The sequence below is a fragment of the Catenulispora sp. MAP12-49 genome, assembly GCF_041262705.1.
Lineage (GTDB): Bacteria > Actinomycetota > Actinomycetes > Streptomycetales > Catenulisporaceae > Catenulispora.
Map to the genome: position 1 here is coordinate 1 of NZ_JBGCCP010000007.1, position 13,711 is coordinate 13,711.

General features: G+C 70.2%; 14 protein-coding genes and 1 pseudogene. 1 reads left to right on the forward strand and 14 read right to left on the reverse strand.

The annotated features are described in order from the left end of the window. Positions 1-213: 213 nt before the first annotated feature. From ABIA35_RS15460 to ABIA35_RS15480, 5 genes are all read right to left on the reverse strand, one after another. On the reverse strand, positions 214-1,017 hold the full coding sequence (locus tag ABIA35_RS15460; RefSeq protein WP_370339653.1) for a glycoside hydrolase family 75 protein: 804 nt from the start codon (positions 1,015-1,017) through the stop codon (positions 214-216). A gap of 144 nt (positions 1,018-1,161) precedes the next feature. Continuing rightward, on the reverse strand, positions 1,162-1,860 hold the full coding sequence (locus ABIA35_RS15465) for an NAD(P)-dependent oxidoreductase (protein ID WP_370339651.1): 699 nt from the start codon (positions 1,858-1,860) through the stop codon (positions 1,162-1,164). Positions 1,861-1,870: 10 nt separating this feature from the next. Next, positions 1,871-2,281, reverse strand: coding sequence for a VOC family protein (locus ABIA35_RS15470; protein ID WP_370358326.1), 411 nt, complete (start codon positions 2,279-2,281; stop codon positions 1,871-1,873). 31 nt (positions 2,282-2,312) lie between these two features. Beyond that, complete coding sequence (gene rlmN / locus ABIA35_RS15475; protein WP_370358327.1) at positions 2,313-3,470, reverse strand: 23S rRNA (adenine(2503)-C(2))-methyltransferase RlmN; 1,158 nt, start codon at positions 3,468-3,470, stop codon at positions 2,313-2,315. A gap of 4 nt (positions 3,471-3,474) precedes the next feature. Then, positions 3,475-4,026 carry a PadR family transcriptional regulator gene (locus ABIA35_RS15480; protein WP_370358328.1) on the reverse strand — a complete coding sequence of 184 codons (552 nt, stop codon included), beginning with the start codon at positions 4,024-4,026 and terminating at the stop codon, positions 3,475-3,477. A 101-nt stretch (positions 4,027-4,127) separates the two neighbouring features. Here ABIA35_RS15480 and ABIA35_RS15485 point away from each other — a divergent pair, with 101 nt between their 5' ends. Then, complete coding sequence (locus tag ABIA35_RS15485) at positions 4,128-4,919, forward strand: alpha/beta fold hydrolase (protein ID WP_370339643.1); 792 nt, start codon at positions 4,128-4,130, stop codon at positions 4,917-4,919. Positions 4,920-5,023: 104 nt separating this feature from the next. Here the strand turns inward: ABIA35_RS15485 and ABIA35_RS15490 are convergent, their stop codons facing one another. The 9 genes and pseudogenes from ABIA35_RS15490 to whiG form a co-directional block, all read right to left on the reverse strand. After that, positions 5,024-6,151: a phosphatidate cytidylyltransferase gene (locus tag ABIA35_RS15490; RefSeq protein ID WP_370358329.1), complete on the reverse strand. Its 1,128-nt coding sequence runs from the start codon at positions 6,149-6,151 to the stop codon at positions 5,024-5,026. A gap of 174 nt (positions 6,152-6,325) precedes the next feature. After that, complete coding sequence (frr, locus tag ABIA35_RS15495; protein WP_370339853.1) at positions 6,326-6,847, reverse strand: ribosome recycling factor; 522 nt, start codon at positions 6,845-6,847, stop codon at positions 6,326-6,328. Positions 6,848-6,989: 142 nt separating this feature from the next. Beyond that, the gene (gene pyrH / locus ABIA35_RS15500; protein WP_370339639.1) at positions 6,990-7,754 is read right to left on the reverse strand and encodes a UMP kinase; all 765 of its coding nucleotides are present in this window, start codon (positions 7,752-7,754) and stop codon (positions 6,990-6,992) included. A 54-nt stretch (positions 7,755-7,808) separates the two neighbouring features. Further along, positions 7,809-8,663 (reverse strand): translation elongation factor Ts, encoded by an 855-nt coding sequence (tsf, locus tag ABIA35_RS15505; RefSeq protein ID WP_370339637.1) that lies wholly within the window; start codon positions 8,661-8,663, stop codon positions 7,809-7,811. A 100-nt stretch (positions 8,664-8,763) separates the two neighbouring features. Further along, on the reverse strand, positions 8,764-9,783 hold the full coding sequence (gene rpsB / locus ABIA35_RS15510; protein WP_370358330.1) for a 30S ribosomal protein S2: 1,020 nt from the start codon (positions 9,781-9,783) through the stop codon (positions 8,764-8,766). A 412-nt stretch (positions 9,784-10,195) separates the two neighbouring features. Next, positions 10,196-10,600 (reverse strand): Ser-Thr-rich GPI-anchored membrane family protein, encoded by a 405-nt coding sequence (locus tag ABIA35_RS15515; protein ID WP_370358331.1) that lies wholly within the window; start codon positions 10,598-10,600, stop codon positions 10,196-10,198. A gap of 124 nt (positions 10,601-10,724) precedes the next feature. After that, positions 10,725-11,381, reverse strand: a complete 657-nt coding sequence (locus ABIA35_RS15520; RefSeq protein ID WP_370358332.1) for a M23 family metallopeptidase — start codon at positions 11,379-11,381, stop codon at positions 10,725-10,727. A gap of 399 nt (positions 11,382-11,780) precedes the next feature. After that, positions 11,781-12,353, reverse strand: a pseudogene (locus ABIA35_RS15525) (TetR/AcrR family transcriptional regulator); the annotation flags it as partial. 207 nt (positions 12,354-12,560) lie between these two features. Then, positions 12,561-13,463 carry an RNA polymerase sigma factor WhiG gene (gene whiG, locus ABIA35_RS15530; RefSeq protein WP_370358465.1) on the reverse strand — a complete coding sequence of 301 codons (903 nt, stop codon included), beginning with the start codon at positions 13,461-13,463 and terminating at the stop codon, positions 12,561-12,563. Positions 13,464-13,711 lie beyond the last annotated feature (248 nt).

The window sequence follows — 13,711 nt, forward strand, 5'->3', positions numbered from 1 at the left end:
CGCGCCGCGCGGTGCCTGCCGGGCAGCTCGGTGCCTGCCTGCTCGCCTGCGCCGCCCGCCCCCGAGCTCCCAAACCCCCCCCCCCCCCCCCCCCCCCCCCCCCCCCCCCCCCCCCCCCCCGGGGGGGGGGGGGGGGGGGGGCCCCCCCCCCCCCGGCGCCGCGATGTCTTCGGACTGTGGGGGTCGTCCGGGACGATCAGCCGTCCGGGACCGTCAGCTGCCCGCCATCGCCGTGCCGAGCTGGTTCAGAGCCTTCTGGACCAGGGCCTGGGCGTTGTTGTTCAGCTGGGCGTTGGTGCCGTTCACGACCCAGCTCTTGCCGGACAGGATCACCACGGTCACGCCGTTGTCCACGCCGCCGGTGGTGCCGCTGCTCGGGATGCCGAGCAGGGAGGCCGCCTTCACCGACGCCTCGCCGAGCTCACGGGAGTCGTTGTCCGAGGTGGTCTGGTCGTTCCCGGTCTGGGTGTCGCCGAAGATGGCGCCGATGACCTTGCTCTTGTAGAAGACCAGCGCGAACTGGCGGCCCGAGATGCCGTGCTCCTTGTAGAAGAAGTGCGGGCACGGGGTCTTCTTGTCCCAGCAGTCGTCGCCGAGGACGAAGTACGGCACGTGGTGCGCGGCCAGTTGCTTGCCCGAGCTGTCCTGGAAGGTCGTGTCGCCCTGGTGGTCCGGATCCGGATCCGGGTCGCTGCCGTCGTCGTCGATGGCCATGCTCGAGGTGTACGTGAAGACGCCCGCCGTGGGCTGGTACACGTTGACGTTCATCGCCCGCGTCATGGTGTTGATGTGGGGCTTGCTGTTGACCTTGGTCGAGGTCGTGGAGTTCTTCTTGATGTCGGCCAGGACCTCGGCGGCCGTGTACGTGGTCGCCGGCGAGGCGGCGTCCGCGGTCACGGAGTGCGGGGCCGCGGCGGCGTGCGGCACCGCGGCGTGCGCGTTCGCGACGGCGAACTGGGTGGCGAGTGCGAGAGCTCCGACGGATCCCAGAGCTACGCGCATACGGATCGATGGCATGGGGTGGGGGCCTCCATCTTTCGTCAGTAAACTTTCCTAACGAGAATCGAAGCACCCTGAGGCCGGGAGCGCAATGACTTTGACAAGATCTTCTTTAAGGAATCTTCATTCAGGGCATTGACGTGCGCTGCCGCGGTGACAGATCTAGGCGACGCCGTAAACGGCGGCCTGGCACCGGTGGACGGTCGGCGTCTGGATCTGGTCCAGCACCGCGAGCGCCAGGTCGTTGTAGGACAGAGGCGCCGTGGCCTCGGAGTCGAAGGCGTCGTCCGCGAGACGGTAGCGACCGGTCGGCGGGGTGTCCGGCGACAGGCGGGGCGGCGGCGTGAGGACGAGCCAGTCCACGCATTCGGCCTGGTCCCCCCACGCGTTCAGCCCGCGCAGCCGGGCCACGGCGAAGGGTCGCAGGAAGGCGGGGAAGACCACCTCGTCCTGGAACAGGCGCACGTCACCCGTTCTCAGCAACGCGAACAGGCCGATGTCGACCGCCCTGCAGGCCCGGTCCGCGGCCACCTGACTGAGGTTCCGCACCAGGCCCACGTAGTAGTCGGGGTCGAAATCGTCGAACGACTCCGGCGGGGCGGTGAACGGGGTCACGGCGTTGACCACCGCCGCGACCTCGCCGGACACACCGTCGCACACCGAGGCGACGCCGGCCGCGTCGGTCAGATCGCCGGCGACGACGCTGACGTCGTCGCCGAGCTCTGCCAATCCCGGATACCGGGCCGGATCCCGGACGACGCCGACCACGCCGTGCCCCCGGCGCAGCGACTCCTCCACGACGGCCTTGCCGGCGCGGCCTCCGGCACCGAAAACAATGATCTTCTTCCGCTCGCTGGCCATGCGGCGGACGCTATCCCGCGGCCGCCTCCGGCGCCACCACCTCGACCTCGAAGCCGGCGGCGTCGGTGAGGTAGGCCGCGTAGTGCTCCGGTCCCCCGGCGTGCGGGTACACGTCGGCGAACAGGTGCTGCCAGCCGTGCGCCGGGCCCAAGGCCTGGATCCGGTCCACGGTGGTCTCGTCCGGCGCGTGCACCGCCAGGTGGTTCAGGCCGGGCCGCATCCGGTCGTACGGCAGCCCCGGCCGGACCGCCGAGGACTGCTCGACGACCAGGTACGCGTCGCCGATCCGCCAGCTCCGGCCCTCGGGCCAGTTCTGGTAGAGCTCCCAGCCGAGCTCGCCGAGCAGCCAGGACCAGGAGGCCTCGACCGCCTGCAGGTCCTCCACCCAGATCTCGACATGGTGGAATCCGATCGGCGGCATGGGTCCTCCCCCGTTGGCGCGGTGTAGGGCCCTACTTCACCGCTGCCGCGAGCTGGCCGCAAGCCCCGTCGATGTCGCGGCCGCGGGTATCGCGCACCGTCACCGGCACACCCCACTCCGTCAGCCTGCGGACGAACTCGGCCTCGTCCTGCGGCCGCGAGGCGGTCCACTTCGAGCCCGGGGTCGGGTTCAGCGGGATCAGGTTCACGTGCGCCAGCTTGTTGCGGAGCATGCGCCCCAGGCGGTCGGCGCGCCAGGCCTGGTCGTTGATGTCCTTGATGAGCGCGTACTCGATGGAGACCCGGCGCTTGGTGACCGAGGCGTAGCGCCAGGCGGCGTCGAGCACCTCGGAGACGTTCCAGCGGGTGTTCACCGGGACCAGGGTGTCGCGCAGCTCGTCGTCCGGGGCGTGCAGGGAGACGGCCAGCGTCACCGGGATCGCCTCGGCGGTCAGCTTCTCGATCGCCGGGACCAGGCCGACGGTGGAGACCGTGATGTGGCGCGCGGACAGGCCCAAGCCGTCCGGCACCGGCTCGGTCAGCCTCCGCACAGCGCCGATCACCGCCTTGTAGTTGGCCATCGGCTCGCCCATGCCCATGAACACGACGTTGGAGACCCGGCCCGGGCCGCCGGGGACCTCGCCGCGGGCCATCGCCCGGGCACCGGCCACGACCTGCTCGACGATCTCGCCGGTGGACATGTTCCGGGTCAGGCCGGCCTGGCCGGTGGCGCAGAACGGGCAGTTCATGCCGCAGCCGGCCTGTGAGGACACACACATCGTGGTGCGGTCGCGGTAGCGCATCAGCACCGACTCGACCGTCGCGCCGTCGAACAGGCGCCACAGGGTCTTGCGGGTGGTGCCGCTGTCGGCCGTCTGCTCGCGGATCGGGGTGAGCAGCTTCGGGGTGAGGATTCCGGCCAGCTCCTCGCGCTTGGCGGCCGGGACGTCGGTCCACTCGGCCGGGTCGTCGGCGAGGTGGCCGAAGTAGTGCTTGGAGATCTGCGCCGCGCGGAAGCCCTGGTGGCCGAGCTCGGCCAGCGCCTTCTTGCGCTCGGCCGAGGTGAGGTCGGCCAGGTGGCGCGGCGGCTTGGCCCGGCGCGGGGAGGTGAAGGTCAGCTCGCCGGGGCGCGGCGGCTTCGGCGCGATGGTGACGTCGACGGCGGGCGTTTCGGGAGCTTGGGAAGACATAGTGTTACCAGTTTCCCACGCCGCCGTACCCGCTCTGTTCATCGAGCTCCCCGATGGTCGCGTTCAGCCACTCCAGTTCGGTGCTACTGGTCACACGCGCGATGCGCAGCATGCCCTGACGGAACGGATCGTCGACGTCCTCGGCGCTCAACGCGCGGTCGCCCTCATAGAAGAAGCTCGCCGGGGCGCTCAGGAACTCCAGGCGGCGCCGCAGTACCGCGGCCTGCGCCGCCGGGTCGTCGAGGTGGCGCAGGAACGCCAGCAGGCAGAACCAGTGGTTCTCGTCGGTGATGAAGACGTCTTCGGGCACGGCCAGCAGGCGCAGCAGTTTGACCCGGCCGGCCTCGGTCAGCTCCAGCATGTGCCGGGGCGCGGCGACCCCCGATTCCAGCTCCTTGATCAGCAGGCCGCCTTCCAGCAGGCGCTTGATCGCGGGGTAGAGCGTGCCGTCGGCGATCGGCCGGACGTGGCCGGTGAGCGCGGCCAGGCGCTTGCGCAGCTCATAGCCGTGCAGCCGGGACTCGAACAGGAAGCCGAGGATCGCGAACTCCAACACGGGTTGAGGATACCTCGGCGCCGAGGTATCTTCTCCCTGCCGCTATACCTCGGTGCCGATATATCTCGGCGTGGAGGTATCCACACGAGAGGGCATCCACCATGACGCTGCACACTGCCGAAGTCCGCGCCGACGGCTCCGCGATCCGCTGGACCGAGCTGCCCGGGGCCGAGCCGGCCCGCGTCTTCCTCCACGGCCTCGGCGGCAGCTCCAGCCACTGCTTCGCCGAGGTCGCCGCGAGCGACGGCCTGCGCGGGCGGCGCTCGCTGCTGCTGGACCTGCTCGGCTTCGGGATCAGCGACCGCCCCGTCGACGCCGACTACGCGCTGGTGGAGCACGCCGACTGGGTCGCGACCGCGCTGCGGGAAGCCGGCGTGTCCGGCGCGCAGGTGCTCGCGCACAGCATGGGCGGCTCCGTCGCGATCGTGCTGGCACTCAGACATCCAGACCTGGTCGCGAGCCTGGTGCTGATCGACTCGAACCTGGATCCGGCGCCGGAGATCCCGCGCCCCGGTTCCTCGCAGATCGCACGGTACGGCGAGACCGTGTTCCTGCTCGGGGGCGGCTACGAGGAGACGCTGGAGCGCGTGAACCCGGGGTGGCGCGCGACGATGCGGCTGGCCGGCGCGGTGGCCCTGTATCGCAGCGCGGCGGACCTGGTGAAGTTCGAGGGACGCGCGATCCTGAAGACCCTGGACATCCCCCGGGCCTACCTCTACCCGCACGCCGACGGCGACCTGGCGGGGGCCGATGAGCTGGCCGCCGCAGGCGTCCATGTCATGGCGGTGCCGGATTGCGGCCACAACATCACGCTGGACAATCCGGCGGGCTTTGTCGAAGCGGTTCTGGCAGTCGAAGCCGCTACAGCGGTCGCCGCGGTGCTCGCCGCTTAATGGAGTTCTTCTCTAATAGCGCGGCGGCCCTGTGCGATTCCCTATAGGGATATCGCGCAGGGCCGCCGCGCTATGCCGTTCTATATAGCTCCGTATCAGAGCCGCTACTTCCAGCCGAGGAACAAGCTCAGCAGCAGCCACGCCACCGGAACGGTGGCCAGCATCGAGTCCAGCCGGTCCATGATGCCGCCGTGGCCGGGGAGCAGGTTCCCCATGTCCTTGATCCCGAGGTCGCGCTTGATCACGGACTCGACGAGGTCGCCGAGCGTGGCCGCGGCCACCCCCGCGATGCCGAGCAGGACGCCCTGCCAGACCTTGCCGTCGAGCATCTGCGTGATGCCCACGGCGCCCACCGCGGCGGTCACGATCAGCGAGCCGGCCAGGCCCTCCCAGGTCTTGCCGGGCGAGATCTTCGGCGCCAGCTTGTGCTTGCCGAAGAAGACGCCGGTGGCGTACCCGCCTGTGTCGTTGGCGATCGGGAGCAACAGGAACAGGATGACGCGCTTGTAGCCGTTGTCCTGGGCCAGCATCAGCACCGCGAACGAGGCCAGCATCGGGACGTAGACCAGGGTGAACAGGCCCGCGGTGGCGTCGCGCAGGAAGCCGTCCGCGCCCTCGGCCATCCGCCAGACCAGCACCGCCAGCGCGGTCATGGCCAGCACCGCGACCATCGCGGTCGGGCCGCCGAACCAGGAGCCGGCGATCATGCCCAGCCCGCCGACGGCGATCGGCGGCCATGGCACTCGGATGTCCCGGGTGCCCATCGCCTGCGCCAGTTCGCGGACGCCTATCACCACCGCGATCGCGACGACCACCGCGAACGCGCCTCGCAGGAAGAGCGTGCCGAGCAGCACGGCGCCCAGGCCCACGCCGACGCCGATGGCGGCCGGCAGGTTGCGCCCGGCCCGGCCGGAGGGCTTGCCCGGGGCCGCGCCCGCGTTGCCGGGGTTGCCGCCGCCCGCGCCGCGTGCGCCGGAACCGGGACCGGGACCGTTGGGGCCGCCAGGGCCGCCGTAACCGCCCGCGCCGGAACCGGGACCGTTGGGGCCGCTTGGGCCGCTGGGCCCGCCGTAGCCGCCCGGGCCGGCAGGTCCGGCAGGTCCGCCAGGGCCACCGGGGCCACCAGGTCCGCCGGAGCCCCGCGCACCGGCGCCGGAGCGCCCGGCGCCGCCGCCTCCCGGCCCCTCGCCGGGGGCCTGGGCCTCACCGCGCCTGGTCTGCGTGGATGCCATGCGCCCGCACCATCCCCTACTCGCCCCTACTCGCCCCTCGTGAACTCCGCCGCCCTCACCGCGTGAACTCGGTGAGAAAACGCGACGGACCGGCAGCGATCATAGCCGCCGGTCCGTGCTCTACGTCGGAGTGCCTGCCTGGCCGCCGGGTGGAAGCCCCGAGCCCCTGAGGGCTCAGACCTCCAGCAGCTCGGATTCCTTGTGCTTGAGCATCTCGTCGATCTGCGCGGTGTGCTTCTGCGTCAGCTCGTCCAGGTGCTTCTCGGCGCGGCGCACGTCGTCCTCGCCGGCCTCGCCGTCCTTGGCCAGCTTGTCCAGGGTCTCCTTGGCATGCCGGCGGATGTTGCGGATGGAGATCTTGGCGTCCTCGCCCTTGGCGCGGGCCACCTTGATGTACTCCTTGCGGCGCTCCTCGGTGAGCTGCGGGAACACCACGCGGATGATCTGGCCGTCGTTGGTCGGGTTCACACCCAGGTCGCTGTCGCGGATCGAGCGCTCGATCGCGGCCAGCGCCGTCTTGTCATACGGGGAGATGACCACCATGCGCGCGTCCTGGACCTGGAAGGAGGCCATCTGGCTCAGCGGAGTGGCGGCGCCGTAGTACTCGGCGGTCAGCTTGCTGAACATCGCCGGGTTGGCTCGGCCGGTGCGGACCCCCGACAGATCCTCCTTGGCGACCTCGACGGCCTTGTCCATCTTCTCCTCGGCGTCGAGGAGGGTCTCATCGATCACTTGGGGGCTCCCTAGAAGTCTTCGCGCTCTGCTGTGTCCACGACAAAGCTCAAGCGCAGCTTAGTGCGTTCGCGGTCGGCCGTACCGAAACGGTGCGCGGTCGGGCTCAGTGCGCCGGTCCGATGACGGTCCCGAGCTTCTCCCCGCGGATGGCCCGCGCGATGTTGCCCAACTGCAGGCCGAACACCACGATCGGCATGCCGTTGTCCCGGCACAGGGAGACCGAGGTGGCGTCCGCGATCTTCAGATTGCGCGCCAGGAACTCGTCGTAGGACAGCGTGTCGTACTTGACCGCGTCCGGGTTCTTGTTCGGGTCGGAGTCGTACACGCCGTCGGTCCCCTGCTTGGCCATCAGGATGGACTCGGCGTGGATCTCCAGCGCGCGCTGCGCGGCGGTGGTGTCGGTGGAGAAGTACGGCATGCCGGCGCCCGCGCCGAAGATCACCACGCGGCCCTTCTCCAGGTGCCGGATCGCGCGGCGCGGGATGTAGGGCTCGGCGACCTGGCTCATGGTGATCGCGCTCTGCACCCGGGTGGGGATGCCCAGCTTCTCCAGGAAGTCCTGAAGCGCCAGGCAGTTCATGACCGTGCCCAGCATGCCCATGTAGTCCGCGCGGGAGCGCTCCATGCCGTGCTGGGACAGCTCCGCGCCGCGGAAGAAGTTGCCGCCGCCGACCACGACCGCGACCTCGACGCCGCCCTCGGAGACGACGTCCGCGATCTCCTTGGCGATGCTCTTGACGACTTCCGGGTCCACGCCGATCTGCCCGCCGCCGAACACCTCGCCGGAAAGCTTGAGCAGAACCCTGCGGTTCTTTTCAGAACGCGAAGGAACCGCCGCCGTGTCGGTTTCCTTATTGGTTTCCTTCACAGCAGCGGCTCCTTCGACGTAGCTATTCGGTGCTCTTTAGTTTTTCAGATTCCGTCAGCTACCGACACGGAACCGCGCGAAACGCTTAAGCGAAACGCCGGCCTCGTCCAGAACCTTGGCGACGGTCTTCTTCGGGTCCTTGGCGAAGGCCTGCTCCAGGACGACGTTCTCCTTGAAGAAGCCGTTGACGCGACCCTCGACGATCTTCGGCAGCGCGGCCTCCGGCTTGCCCTCCTCGCGGGAGGTCTCCTCGGCCAGACGGCGCTCGTTCTCGACCACGTCGGCCGGGACCTCGTCGCGGGTCAGGTAGGACGGCGAGAACGCGGCGATGTGCTGCGCGACGTCCTTGGCGACCTCGGCGTTCCGTTCGGCTCCGCCGACATTGTTCACAGTGTCGAGCTCGACCAGGACGCCGATCTGGGCCGGGATGTCCGGGGAGGTCTTGTGCAGGTAGGAGGCGACGTAGCCGTCGTGGAACTGCGCGAAGCGGCGCAGCTCGATCTTCTCACCCAGGGTGGCGTTCGCCTCGTCCAGGTAGGACTGGACGGTCTTGCCCGGCTCCAGCTCGGAGGCCAGCAGCGCGGCGACGTCGGCCGGCTTGGCGTTCACGACGTGCGCGAGCACGGTGGCCGCGACGGTCTGGAAGGCCTCGCCCTTGGCGACGAAGTCGGTCTCGCAGTTCAGCTCGATCAGGGTGCCGGCCACACCGTCCACGGCACTGGCGACCAGGCCGTTGGAGGCCGAGCGGCCCTCGCGCTTGGTGACGCCCTTCAGGCCCTTGACGCGCAGGAACTCGACAGCCTTGTCGAGGTCGCCGTCGGTCTCCTCCAGGGCCTTCTTGCAGTCCATCATGCCGGCGGCCGTCAGCTCGCGGAGCTTCTTGACGTCGGCGGCGGTGTAGTTCGCCATTGTTAGTCGTCCTTAAGTGGATCGGCGTGGATCGGCTTTTCGAGGGCGCCGGGCGGGGTCACCGCCCGGCGCACCACGGAAATCAACCAGTCGGACCGGCTCAGGCCTGGGCGTCCTCGGCCGGGGCGGCCGGGGTCTCGGCCGGGGCCTCCTCGGCGGCGGCCTCAGCGGCCGGGGCGTCGGCGGCGGTCTCAACAGCCGGAGCCTCGGCGGCCGGAGCCTCGGTGGCGGCCTCGGCAGCCGGAGCCTCGGTGACGGCCTCGGCGGCGGGGGCCTCGGCAGCCGGAGTCTCGGCGACGGCCGGGACCTCGGCGGCGACGGCGTCGGCAGCCTTGGCGTCGTCCACAGCCAGCAGGTCGCGCTCCCAGTCGGCCAGCGGCTCGTCGACGGCCACGGTGCCGGCCTGCTCGCCCTCGGCGGCCTTGTTGCCGGCGCGGGACATCAGACCGTCGGCGACGGCGTCGGCGACCACGCGGGTCAGCAGGGCGACGGAGCGGATCGCGTCGTCGTTGCCCGGGATCTTGTAGTCGACCTCGTCCGGGTCACAGTTGGTGTCCAGGATCGCCACGACCGGGATGCGCAGCTTGCGCGCCTCGCCGACCGCGATGTGCTCCTTCTTGGTGTCCACGATCCACACCGCGGACGGGACGCGGGACATGTCCCGGATGCCGCCCAGCGTGCGCTCGAGCTTCTCCTTCTCACGGCGCATGACCAGCAGTTCCTTCTTGGTCATACCGGAGGACGCGACGTCGTCGAAGTCGACCTCCTCCAGCTCCCGCAGGCGCTGGATCCGCTTGTAGACGGTGCTGAAGTTGGTCAGCATGCCGCCCAGCCAGCGGTGGTTCACGTACGGCATGCCCACGCGCGTCGCCTGCTCGGCGATGGCTTCCTGGGCCTGCTTCTTGGTGCCGATGAACATCACCGTGCCGCCGTGCGCGACGGTCTGCTTGACGAACTCGTAGGCGCGGTCGATGTACGACAGCGACTGCTGCAGGTCGATGATGTAGATGCTGTTGCGCTCGGTGAGGATGAAACGCTTCATCTTCGGGTTCCAGCGCCGGGTCTGGTGCCCGAAGTGCACGCCGCTCTCCAAGAGCTGGCGCATCGTGACGACGGCCATGCCGTGTCCTCCTTGGTCGGTCTCGGTTGTCCCTGGTGACCGGCATTCGCGGCGGCAAGTGCGATGACCTGTCGCCGAGCAGACCCGCGGCGCTGTACCGCTCGCCGGGCTTGCGCTGGGAGGGCGGACCGAGGCGCCTCGGGGCCGTCTCGCCTTGCGGTTGGACGGCTGCCGGACACGCGAAGTCAGCCAGAGGGACTCCGGCTGCTGGGAGCAGTCTACCGGGCCGCGGGGAGGAGTTTTCCCACGCGGCCCGGAGCCGATCGGACACGGTGCGTCTTCAGATGGGGGTGGGGAGGGTGAGGTCGGTGGGGTTTTCGGGGTCCCGGGGGCGGCGGTGGGGCCGAGGTGGGGTTCCTGGGCGGGCTCTGGGCGGGCCCTCAGCAAGTCCCCGGCGAGTCCTAGGTGCGCTCTAGGCGGGCTCGGCGATAGTGAGCGCGTGGCTGTAGACCGTCAGCGGGTCGGCACTGGAGATGCTGATGGCGTAGTCGGCCCCAGGCGGCACTTCCGGCACCTCTATGGTGACCCTCTTCTTGGCCGGGTCCACACCGCTGGCGAGGGTGAAGAAGGCCAGCTGCCCGAAGTTCGGCCCCGACTGGTCCCCGGTCTGGCGCACCAACGCCACATCCAGCGGCTCCCGCACATCACCACGCAGGTCCCACGTCACATCGATCTCCTCGGCGGGCACCCACACCGCGTCGTCACCGGGATAGGTGATCTCCAGCCGGTCGGCATTCGGGAAGGCGGGCGAGTCCGGGCGCATCAGCACCTCGTCGACCGCGGCGTCCATCTTCCCCAGCTTCTTGCCCAGGCTCATCGGCTCAGCCTCACTTCTCACTCACCAGCTGACGGAATCGGCGGGCCGGCATTCCGACCCGCGATCGACGCTAGGTGGGGCGATTGAGGAGCGCTCACCCGAATTGCGCCTTGTGAGTCTGCGCCTACCTCACACCCCACACCGGCAACAACCGCACCGGCCCCCGCCCCACCAACCCCAACGGATCGAGATACCGCTCGCCATGCCCGAACCCCCGAACCAGCCCCCAGTGCAGACACGTCCGGGGCGCACAGTGACTGGCGGAGGAATCGACGAGATGACCGATGAGCTGACCGGCCCGCACCCTGTCCCCGACCTTCACCGCGGGATCGACAGGCTCGTAGGTGGTCCGCAGCGCATCGCGGCCCGGCGCGGCGTGGTCGATGGCCACAACGGGACGGCCGAAGAGCGAACCGGCGTAGCTGACGGTGCCCTCACCGGCAGCCAGCACCTCCTGCCCGGGGCCGCCGAGAAGGTCGACCCCGCGATGGCCCGCCTGCCAGCGCTTCGCGGGCGGCTGGAAGGGGTGGACGACGATCGGGCGGCGTGCACCAAGGGGTGGGGCGAGCGGCCAGGTCCAGGTGTGGGCGGGGTTGTGGGTGGGGTCGTGGCTGAGATCGCCGCCGGGGTCGTGGGTGGCGCTGGTTCGGGGAGGCCGGGCCGGGGCGAGCGAGGGCTGCGCGGCTTTGGCGATCTGCGGACCGGAGTAGGCCAGCGCCGGCAGCCCGACGCAGAGCGCGGTGGCGACGGCGGCGAGCGCCAGGGTTCTGCGGAGGCGCATGCGGCCAGGATGGTGCGGGGCGGGGACGGTGTCACGGAGTTTGGGTGCTTTTGAGGGATTCGGTAGACAATCAGAGAACTGGGATGAGGCGCTCGCCCTCGGCTCTCGGCTCTCGGCTCTCGGCTCCTGGCTCCCGGCGCTCAGCGGTTGCCCCTCGGCTCTCAGCACTCAGCACTCACGGTTAGCGGTCAGCGGTTAGCCCTCGACACTCCGCTCTCCGCTCTCCGCTCTCCGCTCTCCGCTCTCCGTGCCCGCTGCCCTCTCTTCTCTGCTCTCTGGCACTTGCCTTCGAGCTCGATATCAGGTCGCCGATGTCGTGCGTCGCCGCGTGGTCCCCCCGGGCTGCGGCCGCGTCTGGCCGGCCTGCGCGTTCATCGCCTGGGTGTGCCGCCGTGCCGAGCCCAGCCCGCCGAACAGGACCATCGACACGGCGGTCTCCGTGACCTCGCCGGGGTCCGCGCCGAGGCTGATGCGCTTGGCGGCGGCGTCGACCGTGCCCTGCACCAGCGAGGCGGCCAGGCGCGGCTCGGGATGGCCCAGCGCACGCAGCACGCCGATGCCCAGATCGAGCAGCCAGCCGTGGGCGGCCCGGATGCGGTCGCGGGCGTCGCCGTCGAGCTCCTGGCCCGACAGCGCCAACAGCGCCCGATGCCCCGGCTCGGAGACCAGGCCCAGCTGGCGGCGCACGTAGGCGGCGAGCTGCCGTTCGGCCGTCGTCTCGGCCGCCATCGCCGCCCGCACCTCGCCGATCCACGCCGGGAACTCGTGCGCGACCAGCGCCTCGATCACATCGGCCCGCGATTTGAAGTACTCGTACACACTCGAGCGCGCCAACCCGGTCGCCTTGGCCAGCGCCGGGAACGTCAACGCCGCCACCCCGCCCTCGGCCACCAGGTCGCGTGCCGCCTCCAGCAGGGCGCGGCGCTGCATCTCCCGGTGCTCGACAACGGTGGCGGCACGGATCCTGGGCATGCGAACTAAGGTGCCGCGTCCACACACATGTACACAACCCGGCGTTGAGCACGGTCCGATGAAGGTCCTGCTCCGGCCCCGGCGCCCGCCTCTGCGCTTCCCGCTCTGATGCTGGGCTTGGCGCTGGGCTTGTCGCTCTGCCGCTCGGCTTGCCGCTCTGCCTCTGCGCTTGCCGCTCTGCCGCTGGGCTTGACTCCCCGCCCGGCCCTACTCCTTGGCCGACAACTTGCCGCGCAACGTCAGCACCGCCTTGGTGTGGATCTGGCACACCCGGCTCTCACTGACCCCGAGCACCTCACCGATCTGCGCGAGCGTCATTCCCTCGAAGTAGTAGAGCGTCACGACGGTCTTGTCCCGGTCCGGCAGCGAGTTCACCGCCCGCGCCAGCAAAGCCCGCGTCTCCTGCACCTCGAACAGCGCCACCGGATCGGGCGCGTCGCCGTCCTCCAGCGTCTCCATCAGCGGAATCCGGTCCCCGGACTGCGTCGGCAGCGCCAGCAACTCGTCGAGCGCCGCGACGTTCACCAAAGACAGCTTGCTGAAGATCTGCCGCAACTCCCCCAGCCCGATCCCCAACTCCCGCGCGATCTCGACCTCACTCGGCGTCCGCCCGAACTCCTGCTCCAACCGCACCGAAGCCTGCTCGATCTCCCGAGCCTTCTGCCGCAACGACCGCGGAATCCAGTCGAGCGCACGCAACTCGTCGATGATGGCCCCGCGAATACGCGCGATGGCGTACGTCTCGAACTTGACGTGCCGATGCGGCTCGAAGCGCTCAATCGCATCGATGAGCCCGAAGATGCCGGACGAGACGAAGTCGGCCGAATCCAGCGCCCCCGGCAGCCCGACCCGGACACGGCCGGCGACGTACTTCACCAGCGGGGAGTAGTGGAGGATGAGGCGCTCACGCAGGGCCGGGTCGCCGGTACGTTTGAAGTCGTCCCAGAGGGTGTCGAGGGCGGAGTCGGGCGCGGGTTTGTCGGAGGGCTTGGCGGTGGGGCCGGCGGCTGGTTTGTCGGTCGGCTTGTCGGTGGGACCGGCAGCTGGTTTGTCGGTCGGCTTGTCGGTGGGCTGGTCGGTGGGCTTGTCCTCGGCGCGTTGCTGGGACACGGGACGGTCCGGTTCGGTGGCGCCGGCGGCTGGGTCGGCGCGGTCGGCGTGACCAGCCCGATCGACCCGGTCGGCAGGCTCAACCTGGCCAGCCCGATCGACCCGGTCGGCAGGCTCAACCTGGCCAGCCCGATCGGCGCGGTCGGCAGGCGCGGCGTGACCGTCCTGGTCGGCGCGGTCCGTCCGCTCGCCGAGGGGTCGGTTGCCGTCGCTCGGCGGCGGGACGGTCATGCCCATGGCCCGTTCGC